Raw genomic sequence first — 13,953 nt, 5'->3', positions numbered from 1 at the left:
GGCGGGGAGGGGTCGGGGGTGGGGGGAACAGCGTCCCCGTATCTGAAAGTGGCCGTAGCTGACAACAAGCGGCGCGACGCCGAACCGTGAGGATCGTGATCGTGGACTCGCTCGGATACCTGATGGACGGCTTCGCGGTCGCGTTCACGGGCCGCAACCTGCTCCTGTGCTTCGTCGGCTGCCTGTGGGGCACGGCGGTCGGCGTGCTGCCCGGGCTCGGCCCGCTCGCCGGCATGGCGCTCCTCCTGCCGCTCACCTTCAAGCTCGATCCGGCCGGCGCCGTGATCATGCTGGCCGGCATCTTCAACGGCGCCATGTACGGCGGGTCGACCACCTCGATCCTGATGCGCATTCCGGGCGAAGCCGCCTCGGTCGTCACCTGCATCGACGGCTACGAGATGGCGAAGCGCGGCCGCGCCGGCGCGGCGCTGACACTCTCGGCGGTCGGCAGCTTCGTCGGCGGTACCATCTCGATCGTCGGCCTGATGGCGGTCGGCCCGCTGCTCGCCGACGCGATGCTGTCGGTCGGCCCGGCGGCCGAGTTCGTGCTGATGCTCACCGCGCTGATCGTCGTCAGCGTCGTCTCCTCCTCGCCGCCCGTGAAGACGCTGGCCATGATCGTGCTCGGGCTGGCGCTCGGCACCGTCGGCATGGATCAGCTCACCGCCTATCCGCGCTTCACCTTCGGCTCGCTCGATCTGACCGACGGGCTCAACTTCGTCGCCCTGTCGATCGGCCTGTTCGGCGTCTCGGAGATTCTGCTCAATCTCGACGAGGCGGCGCCCGAGGTGCCGAAGGCGCCGAAGCTGCGCGACATGCTGCCGACCGGACAGGAGATCCGCGAGGCGGCGCCGGCGGTGCTGCGCGGCTCCGGCGTCGGCTTCCTGTTCGGCCTGGTGCCGGGCGTCTCGCACATCATCTCGACCTTCGTGTCCTACGCGATCGAGAAGAAGATTTCGAAGACGCCCGAAAAGTTCGGCCACGGCGCGGTGGCCGGCGTCGCCGGTCCCGAGACCGCCAACAACGCCACCACGGGCGCCTCGATGATCCCGCTCCTGGTGCTCGGCATCCCGGCGATCCCGGCGACTGCGATCCTGCTCTCGGCGCTCCTGATCCACGGCGTGCAGCCGGGGCCGCTGCTGATGAGCGAGCATCCGCAGGTGTTCTGGGGCCTGATCGCCAGCCTCTATCTCGGCAACGCGATCCTGGTGGTGCTGAACCTCCCGCTGGTCGGCATCTTCGTCACGCTCCTGCGCACGCCGATGGGCGTGCTGGCGCCGCTCGTGCTGGTGATCTGCCTGATCGGCGTGTTCTCGCTGAAGGGCTCGCCGCTCGATCTCACGATTCTCTTCGCCGCCGGCGTCGTCGGCTATCTGCTGCGCAAGTTCTCCTACGACGTGGCGCCGCTGTTGCTCGCCTTCGTGCTCGGCGACAGGATGGAGCTGTCGTTCCGCCGGGCCCTCACCATCTCGGACGACGACTGGTGGGTGTTCGTCCAGGGGCCGGCCGCGCGGGTGTTCCTCGTCGTGCTGGCGCTGATCGGCGGCCTGCAGCTCGCCGCCATGCTGCTCGGCTGGCGCCGCACCGGGGCGGCGGCCTGAGGACTGGCGCGCCCGAGACGGACGCCGCGTTCGCCGTGTACTCCGCTCATGCCCGCGAAGGCGGGCATCCAGATGCCCTCTACCGTGTCGCCCCTGGGTCCCCGCCTGCGCGGGGACGAGCGGACTCCCGCGTCCTGCGCCGGGACGATGCATGCCCGCCGGTTGTCGTTCGTGCCCGTTTCGGCTAGGGTCCGCGCCCGTCCTGTGGCGTCGAACGAAGGCCTGACCTTCGCCCGTGGCCCCTGCGCGGCCCGGTGCGATCATTGGGTTGCGAATGGCGAAAGAGGAACTGCTGGAGTTTCCCGGCGTCGTGTCGGAGCTGCTGCCGAACGCGACCTTCCGCGTCAAGCTCGAGAACGGTCATGAGATCATCGCCCACACGGCCGGACGCATGCGCAAGAACCGCATCCGCGTGCTCGCCGGCGACAAGGTGCTGGTCGAGATGACCCCCTATGATTTGACGAAGGGCCGCATCACCTATCGTTTCAAATGACCGCCGCCGCCGCGCCCGCCCGGGCCGGCGCGCCCCCGGAACCCCAGACCCCGTGACGCTCCGCTCCGCCGGAGGCGGGATCGACCGTGCTCCCGTCGCGGAGCGGAACAGAACCTCACGCCGATGATGGGCCGTCCCAAGCTCGTTCTCGCCTCCGGCTCGCCCCGGCGGCTCACGCTCCTCAACCAGGCGGGCTTCGAGCCCGACGCGCTGCGGCCCGCCGAGGTCGACGAGACGCCGAAGCGCGGCGAGCTGCCGCGCGCCTGCGCCAACCGGCTCGCCCATGCGAAGGCCGAGGGGGCGCTCGAAGCCGTCCGGCTCGACGACGATTTGCGCGGCGCCTTCATCGTGGCGGCCGACACCGTGGTCGCGGTCGGACGCCGCATCCTGCCCAAGGCCGAGCTGCTCGACGAGGCGGCCCAGTGCCTGCGGCTGCTGTCCGGCCGCAACCACCGGGTCTACACCTCGGTCTGCGTGGTGACGCCCAAGGAGGCGATCCGCCAGCGGGTGATCGAGACGCGGGTGCGATTCAAGCGCCTCGCCCCGGAGGACATCGAGGCCTATCTCGCGTCCGGCGAGTGGCGCGGCAAGGCCGGCGGCTATGCCGTGCAGGGGCTCGCCGGCAGCTTCGTCGTCAAGATCGTCGGCTCCTACACGTCGGTGGTGGGCCTGCCGCTCTACGAGACGGTCGCGCTCCTCGCCGGCGAGGGCTACCCGGTCCGCCACGGCTGGCTGAACCCGACCAACCCGATGCCGGCCTGAGCCGGGCGGCCCCCTTTCACCGCTCCCCGCGCGCGGGGAGCGGTCGGATTGCGCGCCGCAGGCGCGGAATCCGGGTGAGGGGGCGTCGCCGCGAGTCTCTGCGCCGGGGAGATGCCCCCTCATCCGGCTCACCGCTGCGCGGCGAGCCACATTCTCCCCGCGCGCGGGGAGAAGGGACCCCGTGCCGGCCCAGTGCCCGGTCTTGCCGCACGAAGCCCTCCCATTCGCCTCCGGTCCTCCCTATCTTTCGCCCATGCCCTCGCTCGCTTCCGGAAAACCCTGCGCCATCTGCGGCAAGCCGGCCGCGGAGAAATTTCGCCCGTTCTGCTCGCAGAGGTGCAAGGACGTCGATCTCCACCGCTGGCTGTCAGGCCGCTACGCCGTGCCGGCCGTCGAGGCCGAGGAGGACGAGCTGGGTCTTCCCGAGCCGGACGAGCCGCCACCGCCGCTCGCCCCGCGCCGCCGGGGCTTCGACTGACCGCTCCGCCCCCCTCTCGGCCGGCCGCTCTTCCCTCCCCGTCGATTCTGGGCTAAGGGTCGCCCCGCCCCGGCGAACCTCGCGCGGGCAGGCGACAAAACCGGTCGAGTTCGCAAAAGGCGGCGCGTCCACGACGCCTTTTTTTGTGCCCGGATGAACCCGCGAAGACCCCGATGCCCAAACGCACCGACATCTCCTCGATCCTGATCATCGGCGCGGGCCCGATCGTCATCGGTCAGGCCTGCGAGTTCGACTATTCCGGAACCCAGGCCTGCAAGGCGCTGCGCGAGGAGGGCTACCGGGTCATCCTGGTCAACTCCAATCCGGCGACCATCATGACCGACCCGGAGATGGCCGACGCGACGTATGTCGAGCCGATCACGCCCGAGGTCGTCGCCAAGATCATCGAGAAGGAACGTCCCGACGCGCTGCTGCCGACCATGGGCGGCCAGACGGCGCTGAACACGGCGCTGTCGCTGCGCCGGATGGGCGTGCTCGACAAGTTCGGCGTCACGATGATCGGCGCCACGGCCGAGGCGATCGACAAGGCCGAGGATCGCGAGCTGTTCCGCGAGGCGATGAAGAAGATCGGCCTCGACATCCCGAAATCGTTCCTGGCCAATGCCTCCGAGCTGAAGCAGGCGGACCGCCAACGATATCTCGACGCGCTCGCCCGCATCGACGCCTCGCCCGCCAAGCCCGCCGAGAAGGCGCTCGAGCGCGCAAAGTTCGAGCGTGACTGGGCGGCCGGCGAGGAGGAGCGCAAGAAGCGTTACGTCCACGGCGCGCTGGGCGAAGCCCTGATCGCGCTCGCCGAGATCGGCCTGCCGGCGATCATCCGGCCGAGCTTCACGCTGGCCGGCACGGGCGGCGGCATCGCCTACGACCTCGACGAGTTCATCGAGATCGTCCGCGGCGGCCTGGACGCTTCGCCGACCAACGAGGTGCTCGTCGAAGAGAGCGTGCTCGGCTGGAAAGAGTTCGAGATGGAGGTCGTTCGCGACAAGAACGACAACTGCATCATCGTCTGCTCGATCGAGAACGTCGATCCGATGGGCGTCCACACGGGCGACTCGATCACCATCGCGCCGGCCCTGACGCTCACCGACAAAGAGTATCAGGTGATGCGCGACGCCTCGATCGCGGTGCTGCGCGAGATCGGCGTCGAGACCGGCGGCTCGAACGTGCAGTTCGCCGTCGATCCGAAGACCGGCCGGCTGGTCGTCATCGAGATGAATCCGCGCGTGTCGCGCTCGTCCGCGCTGGCCTCCAAGGCCACCGGCTTCCCGATCGCCAAGGTCGCCGCCAAGCTCGCGGTCGGCTACACGCTCGACGAGATCGCCAACGACATCACGGGCGGCGCCACGCCGGCGTCGTTCGAGCCGACCATCGACTACATCGTCACCAAGATCCCGCGCTTCGCCTTCGAGAAGTTCCCGGGCGCCGAGCCGCTGCTCACCACCTCGATGAAGTCGGTGGGCGAGGCGATGGCGATCGGCCGCACCTTCCAGGAGTCGCTGCAGAAGGCGCTGCGCTCGATGGAGACCGGCCTGACCGGGCTCGACGAGATCGTCATCGAGGGCATCGGCGAGGGCGACGACAAGAACGCCATCCGGGCGGCGCTCGGCCGGCCTACGCCGGACCGGCTCCTCAAGGTCGCGCAGGCGATGCGGCTCGGCGCCTCCGACGACGAGATCTTCCGCTCCTGCAGCATCGACCCGTGGTTCCTCGCGGAGATCCGCGGCATCGTCGAGACCGAGGCGGAGATCAAGGCGAAGGGCCTGCCGCAGACGCCCGGCGCGCTGCGCCGCCTCAAGGCCATGGGCTTTTCGGATGCGCGCCTCGGCGCCCTGACGGGACTCTCGGCCGACGAGGTGACCAAGCGGCGCCGCGCCGTCGGCGTGCGGCCCGTCTACAAGCGCATCGACACCTGCGCGGCCGAGTTCGCCTCGCCGACCGCCTACATGTACTCGACCTACGAGGCGCCCTTCGCGGGCGCCCTGGCCGACGAGGCGGAGCCGTCCGACCGCAAGAAGGTGATCATTCTGGGCGGCGGCCCGAACCGGATCGGGCAGGGCATCGAGTTCGACTACTGCTGCTGCCACGCCTGCTTCGCGCTGTCGGACGCCGGCTACGAGACCATCATGGTCAACTGCAATCCGGAGACCGTGTCGACCGACTACGACACTTCGGATCGCCTCTATTTCGAGCCGCTGACCGCCGAGGACGTGCTGGAGATCATCGCGACCGAGCAGTCGAACGGGACCCTGCACGGCGTCATCGTGCAGTTCGGCGGCCAGACGCCGCTCAAGCTCGCCGCCGCGCTCGAAGCCGCGAAGGTGCCGATCCTCGGCACCTCGCCGGACGCCATCGACCTCGCCGAGGACCGCGACCGCTTCAAGCGGCTCCTCGACAAGCTGCAGCTGCGCCAGCCCAAGAACGGCATCGCCTACTCGGTCGAGCAGAGCCGCCTCGTCGCCGCCGAGCTCGGCCTGCCCTTCGTGGTGCGCCCGAGCTACGTGCTGGGCGGCCGCGCCATGGCGATCATCCGCAATCAGGAGCAGTTCGACGACTATCTGCTCGGCACCCTGCCGAGCCTGGTCCCGTCCGACGTCAAGGCGCGCTATCCGAACGACAAGACCGGCCAGATCAACACGGTGCTGGGCCAGAACCCGCTGCTGTTCGACCGCTACCTGTCGGACGCCATCGAGATCGACGTCGACTGCCTCTGCGACGGCAAGGACACGTTCATCGCCGGCATCATGCAGCACATCGAGGAGGCCGGCGTGCATTCCGGCGACTCGGCCTGCTCGCTGCCGCCGTTCTCGCTGTCGCCCGACGTGATCGAGGAGCTGGAGCGTCAGACCCGGGCGATGGCGCTGGCGCTCGGCGTCGGCGGCCTGATGAACGTCCAGTACGCCTTGAAGGACGGCGAGATCTACGTCCTGGAGGTCAACCCGCGCGCCTCGCGCACCGTGCCGTTCGTCGCCAAGGTGATCGGCCTGCCGGTCGCCAAGATCGCGGCCCGGGTGATGGCGGGCGAGAGCCTCGCGAGCTTCGGCCTGAAGCCGCCGGTGCTGAACCATGTCGGCGTCAAGGAGGCGGTCTTCCCGTTCGCCCGCTTCCCCGGCGTCGACACGCTGCTCGGCCCGGAGATGCGCTCCACCGGCGAGGTGATGGGCATCGATCGGTCCTACGAGATCGCCTTCGCCAAGAGCCAGATCGGCGGCGGCGCTCGCCTGCCGACCAAGGGGACGGTCTTCGTGGCGGTGCGCGACAGCGACAAGACGCGCATCCTCGACTCGGTCAAGCTCTTGTCGGATCTCGGTTTCCGGGTCATCGCCACGGGCGGCACGCAGCGCTTCCTGCAGGAGCACGGCGTGCCGGCCGAGAAGGTCAACAAGGTGCTGGAGGGCCGGCCCCACATCGTCGACGCGATCAAGAACGGCGATGTGCAGCTGGTGTTCAATACCACCAGCGGTACGCGGGCCATCTCGGACTCGCGTTCCTTGCGACGCGCAGCCCTCTTGCATAAGGTGCCGTACTACACCACTCTTTCCGGAGCCGTCGCGGCGGCGCTCGGGATCAAGGCCTATCTCGCGGGCGACCTCGAGGTGCGCACCCTGCAGAGCTATTTCTCCGAAAACGCCCCCTGAAGGACGCGGTCGGGGAACCCGGGCCACGGGCTGAACATGTTTCGAACGGTTGCGTGCCGGGTGACACCGGTCCGCGATCGAGTTTTTTTCTGTCGGAGAAGGAACCGATGGACACGATACCGATGACGGCTGCCGGCTACGCCGCGCTGGAGAACGAGCTGCGGCACTGCCAGCAGGTCGAGCGACCTCGCATCATTCAACAGATCACCGAAGCGCGCTCTCACGGCGACCTTTCGGAGAACGCCGAGTATCACGCCGCCAAGGAATCGCAGTCGCTCAACGAGGGCCGCATCGCGGAGCTCGAGGACAAGATCGCGCGGGCCGAGGTGATCGACGTCTCCAAGCTGTCGGGCGACACCATCAAGTTCGGTGCGACCGTCACGCTGATCGACGAGGACACCGAGAAGAAGCACGTCTGGCAGATCGTCGGCGAGCCCGAGGCGGACGCCAAGAACGGCCGCATCTCGATCACGTCGCCGCTCGCCCGTGCCCTGGTCGGCAAGAAGAAGGGCAGCCAGGTCGAGGTGGTGACGCCGGGGGGCGCCAAGGCCTACGAGATCCTCGAGGTCATCTTCCGCTGACATCGTCGACGTGACGCGCCGGCGGCCGTGGTCGCCGGCGCCGCCGCGATCCTATCCGACGACGTCCTCCTGGCCACGATGGTCGCGTTCGGTCCCGGACGCGCGGGGACGTCGGCTCGCGGCCGGCCCGGCCGCAGTGGAGCTGCTCTTCCATGTCCCGCATCGTGATCGCCGTCTCGGCCGGCGAGCTGGTCGACAAGGTGACGATCCTGGAGATCAAGTCCGAGCGCATCGGCGATCCCGCCAAGCTCGCCAACATCCGGCACGAGCTCGAGGTGCTGACGGGCTCGCTCGCGCCGCTGCTCGCCGCGCATCCCGGCGTCGCGCCGATCAAGGCGGCGCTGCGCACCGTCAACGAGAGCCTGTGGCAGATCGAGGACGACATCCGCGACTGCGAGCGCCAAAGCGACTTCGGCGAGGCCTTCGTGGCGCTCGCCCGCGCCGTCTACCGCACCAACGACCGCCGCGCCGCCCTCAAGCGCGAGATCGACACCCTGGTCGGCTCGGAGCTGACCGAGGAAAAGTCCTACGCGGCGTATTGAGCGGCAGTGCGTCGGCCCCCTCTTGCCCTCTCCCTGAGGGAGAGGGCCGGGGCGCGTCGCAGACGCGCACCGGGGTGAGGGTTCACGGCGCCGGTTGGCTGGCCTCGGCACCCCCTCACCCGACGCGCTCCGCGCGTCGACCTCTCCCCGCCGGGGAGAGGTGAGGCGCGCCGCCAAGCTCCGATCTGATCAGCCGGCCGTCGTCGCGGCCCGCCTCAGCAGGCGCTCGAGGCCGGCCAGGGCCGCGTCGACCGGGATGTCCTCCATGGTCTCGCCGCCGAAGTCCTGCGCCCGCACGATCTCGCCGCGCCGGGTGAACGGCGCCCAGCGCCCCACGTCGGTCGGGCCGAACAGGCTGACCAGCGGCGTGCCGATGGTCGCCATCAGATGGCCGATGCCGTTGTCGTTGGCGACGACGGCGGCGAGCCGCTCGCCGACCGCGATGGCGAGCTCGAGCCGTGCGAGCCCGAGGGCCGGGTCGACCGGCTCGACCTCGGGCATCAGGGCGCCCGGCGCCTCGGCCCGGATGCGCTCGATCAGCGCCTGCTCCTGCGGCCCGATCAGGAACACCGGCACATGGCCGCGCGCCGTGAGGGCGGCGGCGAGCGCGACCCAGCGGTCCACCGGCCAGTTCTTGCGCGCCTCGCGGCTGCCCGGCGCCAGCCCCACATAGGACGGCCCGGCGGGCAGGCGCGCCGCGGCGAGCGTGCGGGCCGCGTCCGAGATGTCGAGACGGCCCTCCCAGTCCGCCGGCCCGCCGATCGCGGCCTCGGCGAGGCTCAGCATGCGGGCCGCGATGCCGCGCGGCCGGCCGAAGCGGCCGGGTGGCCGGCGCGACGAGAACAGGTAGCCGGGCAGGCAGCAGTAGAAGCCGCGGTGCTTCAGGAAGAGGCGCGCCAGCAGCACCGTGAGGCCGCGGGTGCGCGAATCGAACACCATCTCGAACGGCGGCAGCGCCCGCAGCCGCCCGATCACGTCGAGGGGCGGGCGGGTCAGCGCGGCGTTCTCGATCACGTTGGCGAGCAGCGGCCGCACGAAGGGCGCCAGCTCGTGCGCCATCGAGGTCTGGTGGCTGGAGATCCACCACACCGGCCGGCCCGGATAGGCCCGGGTGATGGCCCGCAGGAACGGCAGCTTGAGCAGCGAATCGCCGAGTCCCTCGCGGTCGACGATGACGGCGATGGGGCGGAGGGCTTTGGGGGATGTTTCGGAGGACGGGGCAGGGGGCATGCTGAAAACTCGGGCCACGCGGTGGCGCTCGCTCTCGCCTCATGGTGAGGAGCGCTCCGCAGGAGCGCGTCTCGAACCATGTGGCCTCGTCCTTCGAGACGGCCGCTTCGCGGCCTCCTCAGGACGAGGGGAGAAGATCCGGGCCTTCGGCCCGCTCGTCGGGACGAGGAGAGAACAGATTGGGATTTCCCCGCCTCACACCGTCGCCCGGTCGAGCTCGAGCGGGACGATCGGGTCGTTCTTGGCGTTGCGCAGCGTCAGGGTCGTCTTGACGTTGCGGACATTGGGGGCGGCCGTCAGCTCGGCGACCAGCGCCTGGAAGGTCGACAGGTTGGGGGCGACGCATTTCAGCAGGAAGTCGATCTCGCCCGACAGCATCCAGCATTCGCGCACCAGCGGCTTGCCGCGCACATAGGCTTCGAAGGCCTGCAGGTCGGGCTCGGCCTGGCTCGACAGGTGCACCATGGCGAAGGCCGTCACCTCGTAGCCGAGGCGCTTCTCGTCGAGCAGCGCCCGGTAGCCGGTGATGAAGCCGGCCTCCTCCAGGGCGCGCACGCGCCGCAGGCAGGGCGGCGGCGAGATGCCCACGCGGCGGGCGAGCTCGACATTCGTCATGCGCCCGTCCTCCTGGAGCTCTTTCAGGATACGGTGGTCGATCGCATCGAGGCGGTAGGGCACAGGTCGTCTCTCCAGCGTCGTCGCCGCGCCGTCGTTCGGGCCCGACTCGGACAGCATTATCGCAAGAGCCATGCCATCGGAAATAATATTGCGTGTGACCCGGCTCTGCGTTGTGCACCGAAAAGCGCATTGTTGTTTACTGTCCACATCCGGGGTTATGCGTGCCTTGCATGCCTCGGCGGAATGTCTACATTGACGCGCACTCGCCGGTCCGCCCCGGCGGCATTTCCTTACGCCGCACTCGAACGAGGCTTCGCATGGCCGAGACCACCCATGCCCGCGTGGTGATCATCGGATCGGGTCCGGCCGGCTACACGGCCGCCGTCTACGCCGCGCGCGCCATGCTGGAGCCGGTGCTGATCCAGGGGATCCAGCCGGGCGGCCAGCTCACCATCACGACCGAGGTCGAGAACTATCCGGGCTTCGCCGAGCCGATCCAGGGCCCCTGGCTCATGGAGCAGATGCAGAAGCAGGCCGAGCATGTCGGCACCCGGATCGTCACCGACCACGTCAATTCCGTCGAGCTCGGCCGCCGGCCGTTCCGGCTGGTCTGCGATTCGGGCGACGTGTACCTGGCCGACGTGCTGATCGTCGCGACCGGCGCCCAGGCGCGCTGGCTCGGCCTGCCGTCGGAGGACACCTACAAGGGCTACGGCGTCTCGGCCTGTGCCACCTGCGACGGCTTCTTCTACCGCGGCAAGGAGGTCGTGGTGGTCGGCGGCGGCAACTCGGCCGTCGAGGAGGCGCTGTTCCTCACCAACTTCGCCTCCAAGGTGACGGTGGTGCATCGCCGCGACGGCTTCCGGGCCGAGAAGATCCTCCAGGACCGGCTGTTCAAGAACCCCAAGATCGAGGTGATCTGGAACAGCGCCGTCGACGAGATCCTCGGCTCCGCCGCGCCCGGCAAGGTGACGGGGGTGCGGCTGCGCGACGTGCAGACCGGCGCGACGCGGGAGCTCGCCGCCGACGGCGTGTTCGTCGCCATCGGCCACGCGCCGGCGACCGCGCTGTTCACCGGCCAGCTCGAGCTGAAGCCCTCTGGTTACATCAAGGTGGCGCCGTACTCGACCGCCACCTCGGTGCCGGGCGTGTTCGCGGCCGGCGACGTCGCCGACGACATCTACCGCCAGGCCGTCACGGCGGCCGGCATGGGCTGCATGGCGGCGCTCGAGGCGGAGCGGTTTCTCGCCGCCCACGCCGAGACGCGCGCCGCCGCCGAATGAATCGTCACGGGAACGGTCGGGATTCTTCAACCATGGCCTACGGTTTCGGTCGCCGGGCAGGCGCGTCGGTAAGGTCCCGATACCCGAATCGTGTCACACAGGAACAAGTGCCGGTCGGCCTCGATCGGCACACTGCTCGCGCCTGAGAGCGAGCCGGGATGGGAACGGGCATCGCCCGCGAACGAAACATGGATTGGGACAAGCTCAAGGTCTTCCACGCTGCCGCCGAGGCGGGCAGCTTCACCCATGCGGGCGAGCAGCTCGGGCTTTCGCAATCGGCGGTCTCCCGCCAGGTCAGCGCGCTGGAGCAGGAGCTGTCGGTGGCGCTGTTCCACCGCCACGCCCGCGGCCTGATCCTCACCGAGCAGGGCGAGCTGCTCTATCGCACCGCCCACGACGTGTTCATGAAGCTCGAGTCGGTGCGGGTGAAGCTCACCGACAGCCGCGAACGGCCGCACGGCGACCTGCGCGTCACCACGACGATCGGCATGGGGGTGCATTGGCTGACGCCGCGCCTCGGCGAGTTCACCGACCTCTATCCCGACATCCGCATCACGCTGATCACCACGGAAGAAGAGCTCGATCTCGCGATGCGCGAGGCCGACGTGGCGATCCGCCTGCGCCAGCCGACCCAGCCCGACCTGATCCAGCGCAAGCTGTTCTCGGTGCACTATCACGCCTATGCGAGCCCCGAGTACCTCAAGCGCTTCGGCACGCCGCGCACGATCGAGGACCTCGACAAGCACCGGCTGATCGTGCTCGGCGGCACCGTCGTGCCGATCAACCTGCAGAGCGCGCGCTGGCTGATCACCGCGGGGCGCGAAGGCAAGGACCTGCGCCAGCCGCACCTGATCATCACCAATATCGCGGGCGTGCTGCGCGCCTGTCAGCGCGGCATCGGCATCGCCATGCTGCCCGACTACATCCTCGAGGACGACCAGAGCCTGGTGACGCTGTTCAGCGACGACGAGTCGGTCTCGCTCGACGCCTACTTCGTCTACCCCGAGGAGCTGAAGTCGGTCGCCCGCGTCCAGGCGTTCCGCGACTTCCTCGTCAGCAAGGCGCAGCGCTGGAATTATTGAGGGCAGGTGGGCTGCACCTGCGGGTGATCCCAAAGTCCTCCGGCATCTATCCGTCATCCTGAGGTGCTCGGCCGAAGGCCGAGCCTCGAAGGATGCGGCCCCGGGCCGTCGCCCTTCGAGGCCCGGCTTCGCCGGGCACCTCAGGGTGACGGTGTGATTCAGCGCCGGAGAGTTCGGATGGGACGGGATAGCTTCGTCGTCCAAGGAACATCGGGCGATTATCGCCCGGGGTTCCTCGCTTGCGAACATCCCTGCGGGCCGGGCATTGTTGGCATGTAATAACCGACATTGCCTAGGGCGTCCCCCGCCGACATGCTTCGACGAGCTGTTGGCGACGGGTCCCTCCCACATCTTTCCGTGGCCGTCAGCTGTCCCTCTGGAAGGTGTTGTCGGCGTTTGCCGACGAAACTACGCCGGGTCGTAAGACCCGGCGTTTTTTATTCGGGCCGTCGTTTCGGGGCGGCGCGAGGGTCTCACGCCCACAGGCGTTCCTTCTCCAGGCCCTTGTAGAGGCCGGCGACCTGCTCGGCGTAGCCGTTGAACAGGAGGGTGGGGCGGCGCTCGTCGGTGCCCAGCACCCGCTCGAAGGCCTGGCTCCAGCGCGGATGCGGCACCTCCGGGTTGACGTTCGCCCAGAACCCGTACTCGCTCGCCTGCAGGGCCTCCCAGTAGCTCTTCGGCTGCTTGTCCGTGAAGGTGAAGCGGACGATCGACTTGATCGACTTGAAGCCGTACTTCCACGGCACCGCGAGCCGCAGCGGGGCGCCCATCTGCTTGGCGACCGGTTTGCCGTAAGCGCCCGTCACCAGGAAGGCGAGGTCGTTCCCCGCCTCGGCGATGGTCAGGCCTTCGACATAGGGCCACGGATACCAGGTCTGGCGCTGGCCCGGCGCGATCGACGGGTCCTTGAAGGTCTCCATCCGCACGTACTTGGCCGAGCCGAGCGGCTTCGCCAGCGCCACCAGCTTCGCCAGCGGGAAGCCGGTCCACGGGATCGCCATCGACCACGCCTCGACGCAGCGGTGGCGATAGAGCCGCTCCTCCAGCGTCACCTGCTTCAGGAGGTCGTCGATGCCGATCTCGAACGGCTTCTCGACCATGCCGTCGATGGCGATGGTCCAGGGGCGTGTCTTCAACGCCTGGGCCTGGCGGGCCACCGACTTCGACATGTTGAACTCGTAGAAGTTGTTGTAGTTCAGATTCGCCTGCTCGTCGGTGACCGGGCGGTCGAGCGTGAAGGCCTCGTTGCGCTTGGCCGGATAGAGCCCGGCAGAGGGGTCGGGGACGTCGCCGACCCGCTGCGCCAGCGCGATGTCGGGCGCCAGCGCGGTCGCGGCGATCACCCCGGCACCGGCCAGGAGGGCGCGGCGGTCGAGCCGAAGCGCGATCGCCTCGGGGGTGGCGGCGCTGTCGGGCAACGCCCAGGCGGGACGGTGAAGGATGGCGGGCATGGCGTACTCCGGGGGCTCTCGCGGGCGATTGCGCCTCACGAGGAGATACGGCCGAGCCGGCGGGGTTGTTTCGTCGGGCGCGAAGAATCGTGACCGGCGCGGCGTCGCCGACGTCTACGTCAGCTACGGGCCGGGCGGATCACCGGCAAGTCACGGAGTAGCGAGTAGTGAGTAGC

The 13,953-nt window shown here is 69.1% G+C and carries 12 protein-coding genes; 9 read left to right on the top strand and 3 right to left on the bottom strand.

All coding sequences use genetic code 11. The features are described from left to right. Nucleotides 1-101 precede the first annotated feature (101 nt). The 7 genes from CCR97_RS03270 to CCR97_RS03240 all read left to right on the top strand — a co-directional run bounded on the left by CCR97_RS03270 (nucleotide 102) and on the right by CCR97_RS03240 (nucleotide 8,113). Nucleotides 102-1,601, top strand: coding sequence for a tripartite tricarboxylate transporter permease (locus CCR97_RS03270; RefSeq protein WP_201159292.1), 1,500 nt, complete (start codon nucleotides 102-104; stop codon nucleotides 1,599-1,601). A 274-nt stretch (nucleotides 1,602-1,875) separates the two neighbouring features. Next, nucleotides 1,876-2,094, top strand: a complete 219-nt coding sequence (gene infA / locus CCR97_RS03265) for a translation initiation factor IF-1 (protein ID WP_111358743.1) — start codon at nucleotides 1,876-1,878, stop codon at nucleotides 2,092-2,094. A gap of 123 nt (nucleotides 2,095-2,217) precedes the next feature. Next, nucleotides 2,218-2,856: a Maf-like protein gene (locus CCR97_RS03260; protein ID WP_111358744.1), complete on the top strand. Its 639-nt coding sequence runs from the start codon at nucleotides 2,218-2,220 to the stop codon at nucleotides 2,854-2,856. 253 nt (nucleotides 2,857-3,109) lie between these two features. Next, nucleotides 3,110-3,334 carry a DNA gyrase inhibitor YacG gene (yacG, locus tag CCR97_RS03255; RefSeq protein WP_111358745.1) on the top strand — a complete coding sequence of 75 codons (225 nt, stop codon included), beginning with the start codon at nucleotides 3,110-3,112 and terminating at the stop codon, nucleotides 3,332-3,334. Between the two features lie 173 nt (nucleotides 3,335-3,507). Beyond that, the gene (gene carB, locus CCR97_RS03250) at nucleotides 3,508-6,990 is read left to right on the top strand and encodes a carbamoyl-phosphate synthase large subunit (RefSeq protein WP_111358746.1); all 3,483 of its coding nucleotides are present in this window, start codon (nucleotides 3,508-3,510) and stop codon (nucleotides 6,988-6,990) included. A 107-nt stretch (nucleotides 6,991-7,097) separates the two neighbouring features. Beyond that, nucleotides 7,098-7,571 (top strand): transcription elongation factor GreA, encoded by a 474-nt coding sequence (greA, locus tag CCR97_RS03245; RefSeq protein ID WP_111358747.1) that lies wholly within the window; start codon nucleotides 7,098-7,100, stop codon nucleotides 7,569-7,571. Nucleotides 7,572-7,723: 152 nt separating this feature from the next. Beyond that, nucleotides 7,724-8,113 carry a DUF6165 family protein gene (locus CCR97_RS03240; protein WP_111358748.1) on the top strand — a complete coding sequence of 130 codons (390 nt, stop codon included), beginning with the start codon at nucleotides 7,724-7,726 and terminating at the stop codon, nucleotides 8,111-8,113. Nucleotides 8,114-8,302: 189 nt separating this feature from the next. Here CCR97_RS03240 and CCR97_RS03235 read toward each other — a convergent pair whose 3' ends face one another. Further along, nucleotides 8,303-9,343 (bottom strand): glycosyltransferase family 9 protein, encoded by a 1,041-nt coding sequence (locus CCR97_RS03235; RefSeq protein ID WP_201159291.1) that lies wholly within the window; start codon nucleotides 9,341-9,343, stop codon nucleotides 8,303-8,305. A gap of 195 nt (nucleotides 9,344-9,538) precedes the next feature. After that, nucleotides 9,539-10,093 carry an Lrp/AsnC family transcriptional regulator gene (locus tag CCR97_RS03230; protein ID WP_408094007.1) on the bottom strand — a complete coding sequence of 185 codons (555 nt, stop codon included), beginning with the start codon at nucleotides 10,091-10,093 and terminating at the stop codon, nucleotides 9,539-9,541. Between the two features lie 185 nt (nucleotides 10,094-10,278). Between CCR97_RS03230 and trxB the strand changes: the two genes are divergently transcribed. Together trxB and CCR97_RS03220 are read left to right on the top strand one after the other, a co-directional pair. Next, nucleotides 10,279-11,244, top strand: a complete 966-nt coding sequence (gene trxB, locus CCR97_RS03225; protein ID WP_111358856.1) for a thioredoxin-disulfide reductase — start codon at nucleotides 10,279-10,281, stop codon at nucleotides 11,242-11,244. A gap of 188 nt (nucleotides 11,245-11,432) precedes the next feature. Beyond that, on the top strand, nucleotides 11,433-12,326 hold the full coding sequence (locus CCR97_RS03220; RefSeq protein ID WP_111358860.1) for a LysR family transcriptional regulator: 894 nt from the start codon (nucleotides 11,433-11,435) through the stop codon (nucleotides 12,324-12,326). A 473-nt stretch (nucleotides 12,327-12,799) separates the two neighbouring features. Here CCR97_RS03220 and msrP read toward each other — a convergent pair whose 3' ends face one another. Then, the gene (msrP, locus tag CCR97_RS03215; RefSeq protein WP_111358857.1) at nucleotides 12,800-13,777 is read right to left on the bottom strand and encodes a protein-methionine-sulfoxide reductase catalytic subunit MsrP; all 978 of its coding nucleotides are present in this window, start codon (nucleotides 13,775-13,777) and stop codon (nucleotides 12,800-12,802) included. Nucleotides 13,778-13,953: the final 176 nt, after the last annotated feature.

This window comes from Rhodoplanes elegans, from assembly GCF_016653355.1.
Taxonomy (GTDB): Bacteria; Pseudomonadota; Alphaproteobacteria; order Rhizobiales; family Xanthobacteraceae; genus Rhodoplanes; species Rhodoplanes elegans.
The sequence above is the reverse complement of the archived record's forward strand: the minus strand, read 5'-3'. Positions and strand labels throughout refer to the sequence as shown.